Here is a 13,814-nt window from a genome sequence, read left to right on the forward strand (position 1 = left end):
GGTGAAGGTCTGACATGGAAGCGCTGATCCAGGTCATCCTGCCCGTGTTTCTGGTCGTCGGGCTGGGGTATCTGGCGGCCTGGGGCAAGGTGATCTCCGAGGCTGGCATCGAAGGGCTGATGAAATTCGCCCAGAGCTTTGCCATTCCCATCCTGTTGTTTCTGGCGTTGGCCCGGCTGGATCTTGGGTCGGGGTTCGACTGGCGGATGCTGGTCAGTTTCTACACGGGCGCGTTTTGCGGGTTTCTGGCAGGGCTCTTTGGTGCGCGGTTCCTGTTCAAACGCGACTGGGAAGATGCGGTTGCGGTCGGGTTCGTGTGCCTGTTCTCGAACTCGGTCCTTTTAGGCCTGGCGATCTCCGAGCGGGCCTATGGCAGCGACTCGCTGGCGCCGAACTATGCGATCATCGCCCTGCACGCGCCGTTTTGCTATCTGGTCGGCGTGCTGGTGATGGAGGGCGTGCGCGCGCGCGGCGCGGGGCTGACGCGCACGGCGGGGCGGGTGGTCAAGAGCCTTGCCACCAACCCGCTGGTCATCGGCATCGGCGCAGGTGTGCTGGTCAACCTGTCGGGACAGGCGCTGCCGGGCGTGATCGCGGATGCGGCCGGTCTGGTTGCGCGCGCCGGCCTGCCGGCGGCGCTGTTCGGGCTGGGTGGCGTGCTGTTTCGCTACCGGCCCGAGGGCGATCTGCGGCTGATCGCCTATGCAGTGGCGATATCGCTGGTGCTGCACCCGTCGATCACCTGGGTGCTGGGCCGGTTGCTTGATGTGCAGCCGGGCCCGTTCCGCTCGGCGGTGGTGACGGCAGGCATGGCACCGGGGGTGAATGCCTATCTCTTTGCGAATATGTACGGGCGTGCGCGTCGGGTGGCGGCCTCGACCGTGCTGATTGCAACGGGGCTGTGCATCTTTACCGCCTGGGGCTGGATGACGGCGCTGGGGTAGGGGGGCCTCGGCCCCCCTCTTTGGCTAAAGCCAAATTCACCCCCCGAGGATATTTGAAGAGCAAAGAGGGGCGTTAACCTTTCGTTAACCGCCATTTTCTGTCTTCAAATATCCTCAGGGGTGAGGCCCGGAACGGGCCGAGGGGGGCGAGCCCCCCTTTCAGCGGTTTTTCTCTTTGCGTCGGCCTGATTGGCGGCTTACAGATCAGATATGCGAATTCTTTTTCTGGGCGATGTGATGGGTCGGTCCGGTCGCCGTGCGGTGACCGAGCGGCTGGGTGCGCTGCGGCGCGATTGGGGTCTGGATTTCGTCGTGGTGAACGGCGAAAACGCGACATCGGGGATGGGGCTTTCCCCCGATCATGCCACGGCGCTGTTCGACGCCGGGGCGGATTGCGTGACGCTGGGCGATCACGCCTTCGACCAGAAGACGATGATGGGCCATATCGAAAACGAGCCCCGCCTGATCCGCGCGATCAATTTCTCCAAGATTGCGCCCGGTATCGGGGCGCGGGTTTTCCCGGCAACAGAGGGCAGGCAGGTTCTGGTGGCGCAGGTCATGGGCCAGGTCTTCATGAAGCGCCCCTTCGACGACCCGTTCAGCGCCATCGAGCCGGTCTTGCGCACCCACACTCTGGGCAGCCGGGTGCAGGCCGCAGTCATCGACGTCCATGCCGAAGCGACCAGCGAAAAGATGGCGATGGGCCACTGGTGCGACGGCCGCGCTTCGCTGGTGGTCGGCACGCATACCCATGTGCCCACGGGCGATGCGATGATCCTGAACGGCGGCACGGCCTATCAGACCGATGCGGGCATGTGCGGCGACTATGACAGCGTCATCGGCATGCAAAAGGACGAGCCGCTGCGGCGCTTCATCACCGGCATGCCCAAGGCCCGGTTCGAGCCTGCCGCGGGCGAGGCAACCCTGTCTGGCGTGTTCATCGAGACCGACGACCGCACCGGCAAGGCACTCAGCGTCACCATGGTGCGACAGGGGGGGCGTCTGGCGCCGTCGGGGCCCGCGCCGAAAGTCGCGACACCCGCTGTCGGGCAGGCCAAACCGTGACATCAGCCGTTGAGGCCGGGTCTGCACAGCCGATAATCGGTGAGGCTATTCTCGGCGCTCAACCTGTGATCACGCCGTCGCTCATGGGGCGCCCGAACGCATTCTCACTTGCCGGTTGCTTTCGGAACAGTGTTTATGCGCGGTAGACGTGCAGCGGCTGGTGCGCAGATGAAGTGGGCGGTGTTGGTGATGGACGAAGCATCGGTAATCCGCGGCAAAGGAGCGTCGCATGCTGGGTGTTGAGAGCCTCGCGGCCTGGTCGCCGGTTGTGTCGATCGTCATCATGCTGGGCATGCTGGCGATGTTCATTCGCGAAACCTATCCGGTTGAGGTGGTTGCCCTGTCGGGCGCCGCTTTGATGCTGATTCTGGGCATTGTTCCCGAGACGCGCGCGCTGGCCGTTTTCGCCAACCCCGCGCCCTGGACCATCGCTGCGATGTTCTTGATCGTCGGCGGGTTGGTGCGCACCGGCTCGCTCGATTTCCTGTCGCAGCGCGCGGTCAGTCACGCCGCCGATCATCCGCGCCTGACGCTGGTGGTGCTGACGATGACCGTTCTGGCGATGTCGGCCTTCGTCAACAACACGCCCATTGTCGTGGTGATGATCCCCATCTTCATGAAGCTGGCCAAAGCGATGGAGGTGGCACCATCAAAGCTGCTGATTCCGCTAAGCTATTTCTCGATTTTCGGCGGTACGATCACGCTGGTCGGCACCTCGACCAACCTGCTGGTCGATGGGGTGGCGCAGGCGGCCGGGATGGAGCCTTTCGGCATTTTCGAGATGTCGCTGGTCGGCATCGCCGTGGCTGTCGTGGGTGTGACCTATCTGGCGCTGGCCGGGCGCTGGTTGTTGCCCGAGCGCGATTCGATGGCCGCGCTGCTGGGCGACCGCGCGCCGATGAAGTTCTTCACCGAAGTGGCGATTCCCGAGGGTTCGGCGCTGGTTGGCAAGCGGCTGGAAGATGCCGATGTGTTCAGCCGGGGCGGCGCGCGGGTCATTGACGTGCTGCGTGGCGACGCCTCGTTGCGGCGGGCACTGGCGGATGTGGTGCTGGAGGCAGGCGACCGCGTGGTGCTGCGTACCCAGATGTCCGAGGTTCTGGGCTTGCAACAAAACCCCGAGCTGCGGCTGGTTAACCAGCTGAGCACCGTGCGCACCTCAACCGTCGAGGTGCTGATCACCCCCGGTTGCCGGATGATCGGCCGCTCGTTGGGCAACATGCGTCTGCGCCGTCGTTATGGCGTCTACCCGCTGGCCGTGCACCGGCGCAGCCAGAACATCGGGCGTCAACTTGACGATCTGGTGGTGCAGGTCGGCGACACGCTGCTGTTGGAAGGCGCGATGGAGGATATCCGCCGTCTGGCCACCGATATGGATCTGGTCGATGTGACCCAGCCGTCCGAGCGCGCCTATCGGCGCAGCCACGCGCCCATCGTTATCGGCGTGCTCGCCGGGGTGGTGGGGCTGTCTGCGCTGGGTGTGGCCTCGATCCAGATGCTGGCGCTGATCGGGGTGGTGATTGTGTTGCTCACCCGCTGCATCGACGCGGATGAGGCCTTCGGCTTTATCGAGGGCCGTCTGCTTGCGTTGATCTTCGGCATGCTGATCGTGGGCGCGGGGCTTGAGGCCTCGGGCGCGGTGCAGCTGCTGGTCGACGCGATTGCGCCGTATTTGCAAGACCTGCCGCATTGGGCGCTGCTGCTGGCGGTCTATACCCTTGCCGGTGTGCTGACCGAGGTGGTCTCCAATAACGCCGTTGCCGTTATCGTCACACCGGTGGCGATTGGTCTGGCGCATACGATGGGCGTCGACCCGCGTCCGCTGGTCATTGCGGTGATGTTCGCGGCCTCGGCGGCGTTTGCCACGCCGATCGGTTATCAGACCAACACGCTGGTTTATGGCCCCGGCGGCTATAGGTTCGCCGACTTCCTCAAGGTTGGCGTGCCGCTGAACGTCCTGATGGCGATCACCGTTTGCACCATCGTTCCGTGGATCTGGCCGCTCTGACGCTGTGGTAGGGGAGCGATTCGGCCTTGCACTCAAGGGCTGGGCGCGGCATGTCCGGAGATCATGCATAAGTTAAGCACCTCCTCGCCCGCGGTTCCGATCCTTGAAACGACGCCCACGGCGGTCCGCGGCGACAAGCCGGTCGCCGGGGTTTTGTGGATGATTGCCTCGGGGCTGTGCTTTGTCGGCCTGACTGCCGGGGTCAAGCATCTGGGGCAAGAGATCCCTGCCGCGCAATCGGCCTTTCTGCGGTATTTTCTGGGCCTGATCTTTCTGTTGCCGATGGTGAACACCATGCGGCGCGAGCCGATGACGCCCAGCCTGTGGCGTGCGTTTGGCTGGCGCGGGGCGATGCATACCATCGGCGTGATCCTGTGGTTCTATGCCATGACCCGCATCCCCTTGGCCGAGGTGTCGGCGATGGGCTATCTGAACCCGATCTGGATCTCGATTGGCGCGGTGCTGTTTCTGGGGGAGCGCATACGCCTTCGGCGGATCGTCGCCATCGTCATCGCCATTCTGGGCGCGCTGATCATCCTGCGGCCGGGCCTGCGAGAGTTGAACGCCGGGCATCTGGCGATGCTGGTCACGTCGCTGTTCTTCGCTGCCTCATATCTGATTGCCAAACGGCTGAGCGATCAGGTCTCGCCGACGATGATCGTTGGCATGCTCTCGATCACCGTTACCATCGGTTTGGCCCCGTTTGCCATCGCCGTGTGGGAGCCGATCACCTGGACGCAGGCCGGCTGGTTCCTGTTGCTGGCCGGTTTCGCCACGGCCGGGCATTACCTGATGACCTTTGCCTTTGCCGCCGCGCCGATCTCTGTCACGCAGCCGGTGACCGCGTTGCAATTGGTCTGGTCTGTCACGCTGGGCGCGCTGTTGTTCAGCGAGCCGGTCGACATGTGGGTGGTTGGCGGCGGCGGGATGATCGTTTCGGCGGTGATCTTCATCGCCTTTCGCGAGCACCAGTTGCGCCGTGCAGAAAAATCGGCCAGCGTTTCGACATGATCCTGCGCGTTCTCACCCTGCTGATGATGTTTGCCACGCCGCTCTGGGCGGCGTGCGAGGTGCCGGGCAGCCTCGGCATCTTGCGCACCGAGCTGCTGGTGCTGACCAATGCCGAGCGTGCCGGTCAGGGCCTTCCCGCCCTGCGCATGGATGCCCGCCTGACCGAGGCTGCCCAGACGCAGGCCTGCCGAATGGCCGACCGTGGGCGGTTGTCGCATCGCGGCAGCTGGTTCGCCGGCTTGGGACGACGGTTGCGGCGCGAGGATTATCCTTATGCCACGGCGGTCGAAAATACCGGCATGGGCCACCGCGATGCGCCGCAGATCATTCACGGTTGGATGGTCTCGCCCGAGCACCGGGTGAACATGCTCAACCCGGCGGTGCGCGACGCAGGCTATGGCGTCGCACGGGCCGGGGATGGCCAGTTGCACTGGTCGATGGTGGCCGCCGCGCAGCAGTGACAGCGGGGTAGGGTGCGTTTCAGCGCACCGAGCTTACGCCTCTTCCTCGCTCGCCGTCTCATCACCGCGCTTGGCGACCAGCGCCGCAACCGCGCTGGCATCGGTCAGCATCCCCACAACTTGCCCGCTCTCGGTCAGCAGAATGCGCCCTCTTGCGTCGCTCAGGCTGATCATCGCGTCGCGCAGCGGCGTGTTGGCGGGCAGGGTCAGGCCGGTCGGCGCCGGGCGCGGGGCTGGCACCATGGCATCGCGCGCGGTCAGCACGCCCAGCGGGTTCATATGCGCGACGAACTCCGCGACATAGGCATTCGCGGGCCGGGTGTAGATTTCGGCCGGGGTGCCGCACTGGATGATGCGCCCGCCTTCCATGATTGCGATGCGGTTGCCGATCTTGAACGCCTCGTCCAGATCATGACTGACAAAGATGATCGTGCGCTTCAGGCGTTGTTGCAGGTCCAGAAGCTCATCCTGCAGCCGGGTGCGGATCAAGGGGTCGAGCGCCGAGAACGGCTCGTCCATCAAGAGGATCGGCGCGTTGGTGGCAAAGGCGCGCGCCAGCCCGACGCGCTGCTGCATGCCGCCTGACAGCTCGCCGACCTTGCGCTCGGCCCATTGCGACAGGCCAACCAGCGCCAGTTGCTCGTCCACCCGGCGGTTGCGCTCGCGGCGCTTGATGCCCGCCAGCTCCAGCCCGAAGCCGACATTATCGCGCACGGTCCGCCACGGAAGCAGGCCGAACTGCTGGAACACCATCGCCACCGCATCGGTGCAGATCTGGCGTTGCACCTTGGCGCTGGCCTTCGGCACGCTGACCATATCCTTGCCGTCATGCACCAGCACATCACCCTGCACGATGGGGTTAAGCCCGTTCACCGCGCGCAAAAGCGTGGACTTGCCCGAACCGGACAGGCCCATCAGCACGAGGATCTCGCCCTCGGCCACGTCGAGCGAGCAATCATGCACGCCCAGAACCTGGCCCGTCTCTTTCTGGATATCGGCCCGCGACTGGCCGGTTTCCATCAGTGGGATCGCTTTCCAGGGGTTGTCACCGAACACGATCGAGACATGCTGGAACGACACCACGGTCTTGGGGCCAGCGTCTTCGACGGGGGCCTCGGGGGCTGCAACGGTATCGCTCATGCTTTTTTCCCCACGCGCAGCATCCGGTCCAGAATGATCGCCACCACGACAATCACCATGCCGCTTTCAAAGCCCAGCGAGGTGTTCACCGTGTTCAGTGCCCGCACCACCGGCACGCCCAGCCCGCGCGCGCCGACCAGCGCGGCGATGACGACCATGGACAGGGACAGCATGATGGTCTGGTTCAGGCCCGCCATGATCTGCGGATAGGCCGAGGGCAGCTCGACCTTCCACAACACCTGCCGCTTGGTGCCGCCAAAGGCCTGCGCGGCCTCCAACAGCGAGGGCGGGGTGCTGGAGATGCCCAGATAGGTCAGGCGGATCGGGGCAGGGACGACGAAGATCACCGTGGCGATCAGGCCGGGGACCATACCCAGACCGAAGAACACGATGGCCGGGATCAGATAGACAAAGGTCGGCAGCGTCTGCATCAGGTCCAGCACCGGCGCGATCCACGCGTAAAGCTTGGGCCGGTGCGCCACGGCGATGCCGATGGGCACCCCGATGCCCATGCAAACCAGACAGGCAGTCAGCACCAGCGTCAGGCTTTCGGCGGTCTGCTCCCAATAGCCCTGATCCAGAATGAACACGAAGCCGATCAGCACCAGCAGGCAGACCTTCCAGTTGCGCTGCAAGGTCCAGGCGAGCAGCACGAAACCGGCGATGATCAGCAGGCTATGACGCTCGGGCGTCCACCAGTCGAAATAGGGCTCATACCGGCGACCGCCGTCGAACCAGTTGATCCCCGGTGCCCGCAGCATGACGGCCAGAATGAGGTCAATGATCGCTTGCAGCACGGCGGACAGCCCGTCGAAGAACGACTCGGCCCCGGCCTGCACATAGTCAAAGCCGCGCTCGGCGGTGTCGCCGACGGGAAGACGCTCGTCGGTCAGGCCCAGCAGCCGTTGCGGCAGCCATTGCACGAACCAGACCAGCGCGAACACCGCCCAGATCACGAAATCATAGAGCGCAACGGCGATCCAGATAACCGCATTGACCACAGCCAGACCGGCTGCCTTGATCCATTCCACCAAAATCTTCCCCCACGCGCCGGGCTTTGCGCCCTGTTAATGCTTGGGGCCGGCGCAAGGCCGGCCCCAAATCCTGTCTTATCCTGCCAGCGCGGCGGTTACAGCCGCCATCGCATCGCCACCGTCGCGGGTGGTCACCCCCTCAAGCCACGGGCCCAGCACATCGGGATGCGCGGCCAGCCAGCTCGCGGCGGCCTCGTTCGGATCGGTGCCGTCGTTCAGGATCGCGCCCATGATCTCGTTTTCCATCGCCAGCGTGAACTCAAGGTTGTTCAGCAGCGTGCCGACATTCGGGCATTCACCGACATAGCCGGCGCGGGTGTTGGTATAGACCTCGGCCCCGCCATAGTTCGGGCCGAAATAGTCATCGCCCCCGGCCAGATAGGTCATGTCGAAATTGGCATTCATCGGGTGCGGTTCCCAGCCCAGGAACACCACCGGCTCGTCGCGGCGGTCGGCACGCTCGACCTGTGCCAGCATGCCCTGTTCCGAGCTTTCAATGACTTCAAAGCCGTCAAGGCTGAACGCGTCGGCGTCGATCATGTCCATGATCAGCCGGTTGCCGTCATTGCCCGGCTCGATGCCGTAAATACGGTCTTCCAGCGCTTCGGCATGCGTCGCGATGCTGGCGAAATCGGTGATCCCCAGCGCGGCACCGGCGGCGTTGGTGGCCAGCGTGTATTTCGCGCCCGAAAGGTTCATGCGCACCGTGTCGACGGTGCCTGCCTCACGGTAGGGGGCAATGTCGCCCTCCATCGTCGGCATCCAGTTGCCCAGAAACACGTCGATATCGCCCGAGGCCATCGAGGTATAGGTCACCGGCACCGACAGAACCGTCACTTCGGTCTCATAGCCCAACGCCTCAAGAATGGTCGAGGTGGCAGCGGTGGTGGCGGTGATGTCGGTCCAGCCGACATCGGAAAAGCGGACAACATCACAGTTGGCAAGCGCAGGGGCCGAGGCCAGCGCGAGGGTAGCTGTGGTCATGCTCAAACGGGTTAGGGACATAAGGTCACTCCTGTTGGCGGTTTTTGTTGATTGACGAGTCAATAAACGATCGTCTAGCACAGAATCAACAGTTTTTCGGGGGCGGGCTTGTCTCGCGCCGGTTGGAAGGGAACGAAACATGCCCAAGATCGGGATGGAGCCTATACGACGGGCATCGCTGATCAAGGCCACAATCGCCGAAATCGGCCATGTGGGATCGCTGGAGGTAACGGTCAGCCGGATCGCCAAGCGGGCAGGGATGTCCTCGGCGCTGGCGCACCATTATTTCGGCTCGAAAGAGGCGATGTTTCTGGCCGCGATGCGTCATGTGATGACCGTCTACGGTGCCGAAGTACGCGGCGCGCTGGCCGCTGCCGACAGCCCCGAGGCCCGCGCCAAGGCTGTCATCCGGGCGTCGTTCACCGGGGCGAACTTTCGCCGTGAGGTCGTCGCCGCGTGGCTCAATTTCTACGTGCTGGCGCAGGGCCGGCCCGAAGCCCGCCGTCTGCTCAGCATCTACCAGCGCCGCATGGTGTCGAACCTGACCCACGCGCTGCGTCCGCCGCTGGGCGACCGCGCCGTCGATGTCGCGCATTCCATCGCAGCGATGATCGACGGGGCCTATCTGCACGCGGCTCTGGGCGATGAAGAACAAGACGCCCGCCGGGTGAAGGCCCGGATCGAGGACTATCTGACATTGGCGTTGAAAGGGACCTGAGATGCGCGCACAACCCACGGCCAGCCATTTCATTGACGGCGAGTATGTCGAGGACACCACCGGCGCGCCCATCGAGTGCGTCTATGCCGCAACCGGCGAAATCGTCGCCCGGCTGCACGAGGCGACGCCCGCGCTGATCGACCGCGCGCTGGCCGCCGCTGCGCGCGCGCAGGCCGATTGGGCCGCGCTGCGTCCGGTCGAGCGGGGGCGCGTGCTGCACAAGGCCTCGCAGATCATCCGCGCGCGCAATCAGGAGCTTTCCGAGCTGGAAACGCTCGATACCGGCAAACCGATTCAGGAAACGCTGGTGGCCGATGCGACCTCGGGCGCAGATGCGCTGGAGTATTTCGCCGGGTTTGCCGCCACCGTGACCGGCCAGACCGTGCCCGTCGGCGGCGGCGATTTCGTCTATACCATCCGCGAGGCGCTCGGCGTCTGCGTCGGCATCGGCGCGTGGAACTACCCCACCCAGATCGCCTGCTGGAAAGCCGCCCCTGCGCTGGCCTTTGGCAATTCGATGGTCTTCAAGCCATCCGAAGTCACCCCTCTTGGCGCGCTGAAACTGGCCGAGATCCTGATGGAGGCCGGTGCCCCGGCGGGTCTGTTCAACGTCGTGCAGGGCCGTGGCTCTGTCGGTGCCGCATTGGTCACCGACCCGCGTGTGGCGAAAGTCTCACTCACAGGCTCGGTGCCCACGGGCCGCAAGGTCTATGCCGCCGCCGCGCAGGGCATCCGCCATGTGACGATGGAACTGGGCGGCAAGTCGCCGCTGGTGATCTTTGACGACGCCAGCCTTGAGGACGCCATCGGGGCCGCGATGCTGGGGAATTTCTATTCCACCGGGCAGATCTGCTCGAACGGCACGCGGGTGTTTGTGCAAAAGGGCCTCAAGCAGCGCTTCCTGTCGCGCCTCAAGGAACGTACCGAAACCATTCTGATCGGCGAACCGCTGGACCCCGAAACGCAGATGGGCCCAATGGTTACGGCTGATCAACTCGACAAGGTGATGGGCTATGTCGAGGCCGGTGTGGCCGAGGGCGCGACCCTGATCACCGGCGGTAAGCGGCTTGACCGGGCAGGCAACTACATGCAGCCCACGGTCTTTGCCGATGTCACCGACCAGATGACCATCGCGCGCGAGGAGATCTTTGGTCCGGTAATGGTCGTCCTCGATTTCGACACAGAGGACGAGGTTATCGCCCGCGCCAATGACACCGAATTCGGGCTGGCGGCGGGGGTCTTCACTTCGGATCTGGCCCGTGCGCTCCGGGTTGTCGCACAGCTGCAGGCAGGCACCTGCTGGATCAACACCTATAACCTGACCCCTGTGGAAGCCCCCTTTGGTGGCTCGAAACTGTCGGGCGTAGGTCGTGAAAACGGTCACGCCGCGCTGGAACACTACACGCAGGTGAAATCCGTCTATGTGGCCACCGGCCCCGTCGACGCGCCGTATTGAGAGACTGAGATGAACGCGGATTATGTGATCGTTGGGGCCGGGTCCGGCGGGTCGGCTGTTGCCTACCGGCTGGCCGAGGCCGGGCATTCGGTGCTGGTGATCGAGTTCGGCGGCTCGGACGCCGGGCCGTTCATCCAGATGCCGGGCGCGCTCAGCTATCCGATGAACATGAAACGCTACGACTGGGGGCTTGCCTCCGAGCCCGAGCCGGGTCTGGGCGGTCGCCGTCTGGCCACGCCGCGCGGCAAGGTGATCGGTGGATCGTCCAGCATCAACGGCATGGTCTATGTGCGCGGCCATGCGCGCGACTATGATCATTGGGAAGAGCAGGGCGCCGATGGCTGGGGCTTTGCTGATGTGTTGCCCTATTTCAAACGCATGGAGCATTGGCACGGCGGTCAGGACGCGGGCGGCGGTGACGAGTGGCGTGGCAGTGACGGCCCGCTGCACATCAGCCGTGGCAAGCGCGAAAACGTGCTGTTTGACGCGTTCATCGAGGCCGGGAAACAGGCGGGCTATCCCGTCACTCCCGACTATAACGGCCAGCAGCAAGAAGGCTTCGGCGCGATGGAGGCGACGATCTATCGCGGCGAGCGGTGGTCGGCGGCCAAGGCCTATCTGAAACCGGCGATGAAAACCGGGCGGGTGAAGCTGGTCAAAGGGCTGGCCGCGCGGGTGGTGATCGAGAATGGGCGCGCGACGGGCGTGACGCTGGTTGACGGGCGCACGGTGAGCGCGACGCGCGAGGTGATCCTTGCGGCCTCGTCCCTCAATACCCCTAAATTGTTGATGCTTTCCGGCATCGGCCCCGCCGCGCATCTGGCCGAGCATGGCATCGCGGTCATCGCTGACCGCCCCGGCGTCGGGTCGAACCTGCAGGACCATCTGGAACTGTATCTGCAATTCGCGACAAAAAAGCCGATCTCGCTATTCAAATACTGGAACCTCTGGGGCAAGGCTTGGGTCGGGGCGCAATGGCTGCTCATGGGGCGTGGGCCGGGGGCGTCGAACCAGTTCGAAAGCTGTGGCTTCATCCGCTCGGCGGCGGGCGTCGATTATCCCGACATCCAGTACCACTTCCTGCCCATAGCCGTGCGCTATGACGGCAAGGCGGTGGCCGAGGGGCACGGTTTCCAGACCCACGTCGGCCCGATGCGCTCGAAATCGCGCGGCACAGTGCGGCTGCGGTCGGCGGACCCGTCGGATAACCCGCTGATCCGCTTTAACTATATGTCCCACCCTGACGACTGGACCGAATTCCGCACGGCAATCCGCCTGACGCGTGAGATCATTGGCCAACCGGCGATGGCCCAGCACGTCAAGCACGAGATCCAGCCGGGAAGCGCCCTTCAGGACGATGACGCGCTGGATGCCTTCATCCGCGAGCACGCCGAATCGGCCTATCACCCCTGCGGCACGGCGCGCATGGGTCGGGCGGATGACCCGATGGCGGTGGTCGATCCCGAGGGTCGGGTGATCGGCGTCGACGGGCTGCGCGTGGCCGACAGCTCGATCTTTCCGCGCATCACCAATGGCAACCTGAACGGGCCGTCGATCCTGGTGGGTGAGAAGATCGCCGACCATATCTTGGGGCGCACGCCCTTGCCGGCGTCAAATCTTGAGCCGTGGATCAATCCCGACTGGCAGACGGCCCAGCGTTAAGGTTTCGTTAGGCTTTGTCTTGCGAGACCGGGGCCGGCCCTCTAAACGGGGGGCATGTTAAGGATTTGTTCACTCTTCATCCTCATGATGGCCAGCGCGGTTCACGCCGCTGACCGCCTCTCGATTGAGGGTGCGGCGCGGGTCATCGACGGCGACACGCTTGAAGTGGCGGGCACCCGCGTGCGCCTGTTCGGGATCGACGCGCCGGAACGCTCGCAAACCTGCGCGGGACCGCAGGGCGACTGGGATTGCGGTCGTTGGTCGGGCGAGGAACTGACGCGGTGGATCGGTGGGCGGACGGTCCGCTGCGACGGTGTGGAATGGGACCGGTATGAACGACTGGTGGCGCGCTGCGATGCGGGGCAGGGCGATCTGGGCGCGGCGATGGTGCAGGGCGGGGCGGCGATCGCCTATCGCGCCTATGCGCGCGACTATATCTATCCCGAACGTGCAGCGCGCTATCGCCGCCGCGGGGTCTGGCACAATGGCGGCGAGAATTTCACCACGCCTGCCGAATACCGCGCCGAAAGCCGGGCTGCGCAGGCGCAACCGCCGCAACGTGCTCCAGCGCACGGCGCCTGTGCGATCAAGGGCAATGTCTCGGCTAGCGGACGGGTTTATCATATACCCGGCCAACGCGACTATGAGCGCACGCGGATCGACGAGACCCGCGGCGAGCGCTGGTTTTGCACCGAAGACGAGGCCCGCGCCGCCGGTTGGCGCCGGGCTGCCCGCTGAAAGGCCTGAGTTTGGACGATCTGGAACACCGCGCCGCGCTGCCCGACACCCTGCGCCTGCTGCTGGATGACTACCCGCGCGACATTTGGGAAAGTCACCGCAATTTCGACGGGTTGACCCGCTTCTGGCTGGACCGGCACCAGGGGTTTCGCACCCTGCTGCCGATGTTGCAGGCCCATACCCGCACCATCATCGAGCGCGACGCCGAGCCGGACCCGCGGCGGCTGATCCAGCTGGCGGGGCAGTTGCTCAATGAGCTGCACGGCCACCACCAGATCGAGGATCACCATTATTTCCCGATGCTGATGCAGGCCGAACCCAAGCTGGAACACGGCTTTACCCTGCTCGACGCCGATCACCACACGCTGGATGCGCGGATCAAAGACCTTGCCGACCGCACCAACGCCGTGCTGCGCACCGTGCACGAAGGCCAGCCGCCGCGCGAAACCGCCGCCCTGCTGGACGAGGCGCTGACGCCCTTCGCCACGTTCCTCGACCGGCACCTGTCGGATGAGGAAGAGCTCGTCGTGCCGATTATCCTGCATCACGCGCTCAGCTTATGATCCAGATCAAGGGGGTGCCCGGGCTCACAG

Annotated in this window: 13 protein-coding genes; 10 read left to right on the forward strand and 3 right to left on the reverse strand. The window is 64.6% G+C overall.

What is annotated here, in order from left to right:
- Window positions 1-14: 14 nt before the first annotated feature.
- From EAE28_RS09580 to EAE28_RS09600, 5 genes are all read left to right on the forward strand, one after another.
- The gene (locus tag EAE28_RS09580; protein WP_127105627.1) at window positions 15-944 is read left to right on the forward strand and encodes an AEC family transporter; all 930 of its coding nucleotides are present in this window, start codon (window positions 15-17) and stop codon (window positions 942-944) included.
- A 210-nt stretch (window positions 945-1,154) separates the two neighbouring features.
- A complete protein-coding gene (locus EAE28_RS09585; RefSeq protein ID WP_127105628.1) occupies window positions 1,155-2,009 on the forward strand; it encodes a TIGR00282 family metallophosphoesterase in 855 nt (284 codons plus the stop codon).
- Window positions 2,010-2,238: 229 nt separating this feature from the next.
- Window positions 2,239-4,017 (forward strand): SLC13 family permease, encoded by a 1,779-nt coding sequence (locus EAE28_RS09590; RefSeq protein ID WP_127105629.1) that lies wholly within the window; start codon window positions 2,239-2,241, stop codon window positions 4,015-4,017.
- A 63-nt stretch (window positions 4,018-4,080) separates the two neighbouring features.
- Entirely contained in the window at window positions 4,081-5,028 is a 948-nt protein-coding gene (locus EAE28_RS09595; RefSeq protein ID WP_164736597.1) for an EamA family transporter, read from the forward strand.
- Window positions 5,025-5,489, forward strand: a complete 465-nt coding sequence (locus EAE28_RS09600) for a CAP domain-containing protein (protein WP_127105630.1) — start codon at window positions 5,025-5,027, stop codon at window positions 5,487-5,489. The genes EAE28_RS09595 and EAE28_RS09600 overlap by 4 nt, the downstream gene beginning before the upstream one ends.
- A gap of 33 nt (window positions 5,490-5,522) precedes the next feature.
- Here EAE28_RS09600 and choV read toward each other — a convergent pair whose 3' ends face one another.
- From choV to choX, 3 genes are all read right to left on the reverse strand, one after another.
- Window positions 5,523-6,629 carry a choline ABC transporter ATP-binding protein gene (gene choV / locus EAE28_RS09605; RefSeq protein WP_127105631.1) on the reverse strand — a complete coding sequence of 369 codons (1,107 nt, stop codon included), beginning with the start codon at window positions 6,627-6,629 and terminating at the stop codon, window positions 5,523-5,525.
- Window positions 6,626-7,660, reverse strand: a complete 1,035-nt coding sequence (gene choW / locus EAE28_RS09610) for a choline ABC transporter permease subunit (RefSeq protein ID WP_425466766.1) — start codon at window positions 7,658-7,660, stop codon at window positions 6,626-6,628. Before choW ends, choV begins: the two co-directional genes overlap by 4 nt.
- Before the next feature lie 78 nt (window positions 7,661-7,738).
- Window positions 7,739-8,668, reverse strand: a complete 930-nt coding sequence (gene choX, locus EAE28_RS09615) for a choline ABC transporter substrate-binding protein (RefSeq protein ID WP_127105632.1) — start codon at window positions 8,666-8,668, stop codon at window positions 7,739-7,741.
- 118 nt (window positions 8,669-8,786) lie between these two features.
- Between choX and betI the strand changes: the two genes are divergently transcribed.
- The 5 genes from betI to EAE28_RS09640 all read left to right on the forward strand — a co-directional run bounded on the left by betI (window position 8,787) and on the right by EAE28_RS09640 (window position 13,784).
- On the forward strand, window positions 8,787-9,365 hold the full coding sequence (gene betI / locus EAE28_RS09620; RefSeq protein WP_127105633.1) for a choline-binding transcriptional repressor BetI: 579 nt from the start codon (window positions 8,787-8,789) through the stop codon (window positions 9,363-9,365).
- A gap of 1 nt (window position 9,366) precedes the next feature.
- On the forward strand, window positions 9,367-10,821 hold the full coding sequence (gene betB, locus EAE28_RS09625; protein ID WP_127105634.1) for a betaine-aldehyde dehydrogenase: 1,455 nt from the start codon (window positions 9,367-9,369) through the stop codon (window positions 10,819-10,821).
- A gap of 9 nt (window positions 10,822-10,830) precedes the next feature.
- Window positions 10,831-12,483 (forward strand): choline dehydrogenase, encoded by a 1,653-nt coding sequence (betA, locus tag EAE28_RS09630; protein ID WP_127105635.1) that lies wholly within the window; start codon window positions 10,831-10,833, stop codon window positions 12,481-12,483.
- Between the two features lie 87 nt (window positions 12,484-12,570).
- On the forward strand, window positions 12,571-13,221 hold the full coding sequence (locus EAE28_RS09635) for a thermonuclease family protein (RefSeq protein ID WP_342773087.1): 651 nt from the start codon (window positions 12,571-12,573) through the stop codon (window positions 13,219-13,221).
- Between the two features lie 11 nt (window positions 13,222-13,232).
- Window positions 13,233-13,784 carry a hemerythrin domain-containing protein gene (locus tag EAE28_RS09640; RefSeq protein WP_164736598.1) on the forward strand — a complete coding sequence of 184 codons (552 nt, stop codon included), beginning with the start codon at window positions 13,233-13,235 and terminating at the stop codon, window positions 13,782-13,784.
- Window positions 13,785-13,814 lie beyond the last annotated feature (30 nt).

It is taken from the genome of Pararhodobacter zhoushanensis (genome assembly GCF_003990445.1).
Taxonomy (GTDB): Bacteria; Pseudomonadota; Alphaproteobacteria; order Rhodobacterales; family Rhodobacteraceae; genus Pararhodobacter; species Pararhodobacter zhoushanensis.

What these genes read in the sequence shown, in the direction of transcription:
- EAE28_RS09580 (WP_127105627.1), top strand. Translation starts at nt 15, where the DNA reads ATGGAAGCGCTGATCCAGGTCATCCTGCCCGTGTTTCTGGTCGTCGGG.
- EAE28_RS09585 (WP_127105628.1), top strand. Translation starts at nt 1,155, where the DNA reads ATGCGAATTCTTTTTCTGGGCGATGTGATGGGTCGGTCCGGTCGCCGT.
- EAE28_RS09590 (WP_127105629.1), top strand. Translation starts at nt 2,239, where the DNA reads ATGCTGGGTGTTGAGAGCCTCGCGGCCTGGTCGCCGGTTGTGTCGATC.
- EAE28_RS09595 (WP_164736597.1), top strand. Translation starts at nt 4,081, where the DNA reads ATGCATAAGTTAAGCACCTCCTCGCCCGCGGTTCCGATCCTTGAAACG.
- EAE28_RS09600 (WP_127105630.1), top strand. Translation starts at nt 5,025, where the DNA reads ATGATCCTGCGCGTTCTCACCCTGCTGATGATGTTTGCCACGCCGCTC.
- choV (WP_127105631.1), bottom strand. Translation starts at nt 6,629, where the DNA reads ATGAGCGATACCGTTGCAGCCCCCGAGGCCCCCGTCGAAGACGCTGGC.
- choX (WP_127105632.1), bottom strand. Translation starts at nt 8,668, where the DNA reads ATGTCCCTAACCCGTTTGAGCATGACCACAGCTACCCTCGCGCTGGCC.
- betI (WP_127105633.1), top strand. Translation starts at nt 8,787, where the DNA reads ATGCCCAAGATCGGGATGGAGCCTATACGACGGGCATCGCTGATCAAG.
- betB (WP_127105634.1), top strand. Translation starts at nt 9,367, where the DNA reads ATGCGCGCACAACCCACGGCCAGCCATTTCATTGACGGCGAGTATGTC.
- betA (WP_127105635.1), top strand. Translation starts at nt 10,831, where the DNA reads ATGAACGCGGATTATGTGATCGTTGGGGCCGGGTCCGGCGGGTCGGCT.
- EAE28_RS09635 (WP_342773087.1), top strand. Translation starts at nt 12,571, where the DNA reads ATGGCCAGCGCGGTTCACGCCGCTGACCGCCTCTCGATTGAGGGTGCG.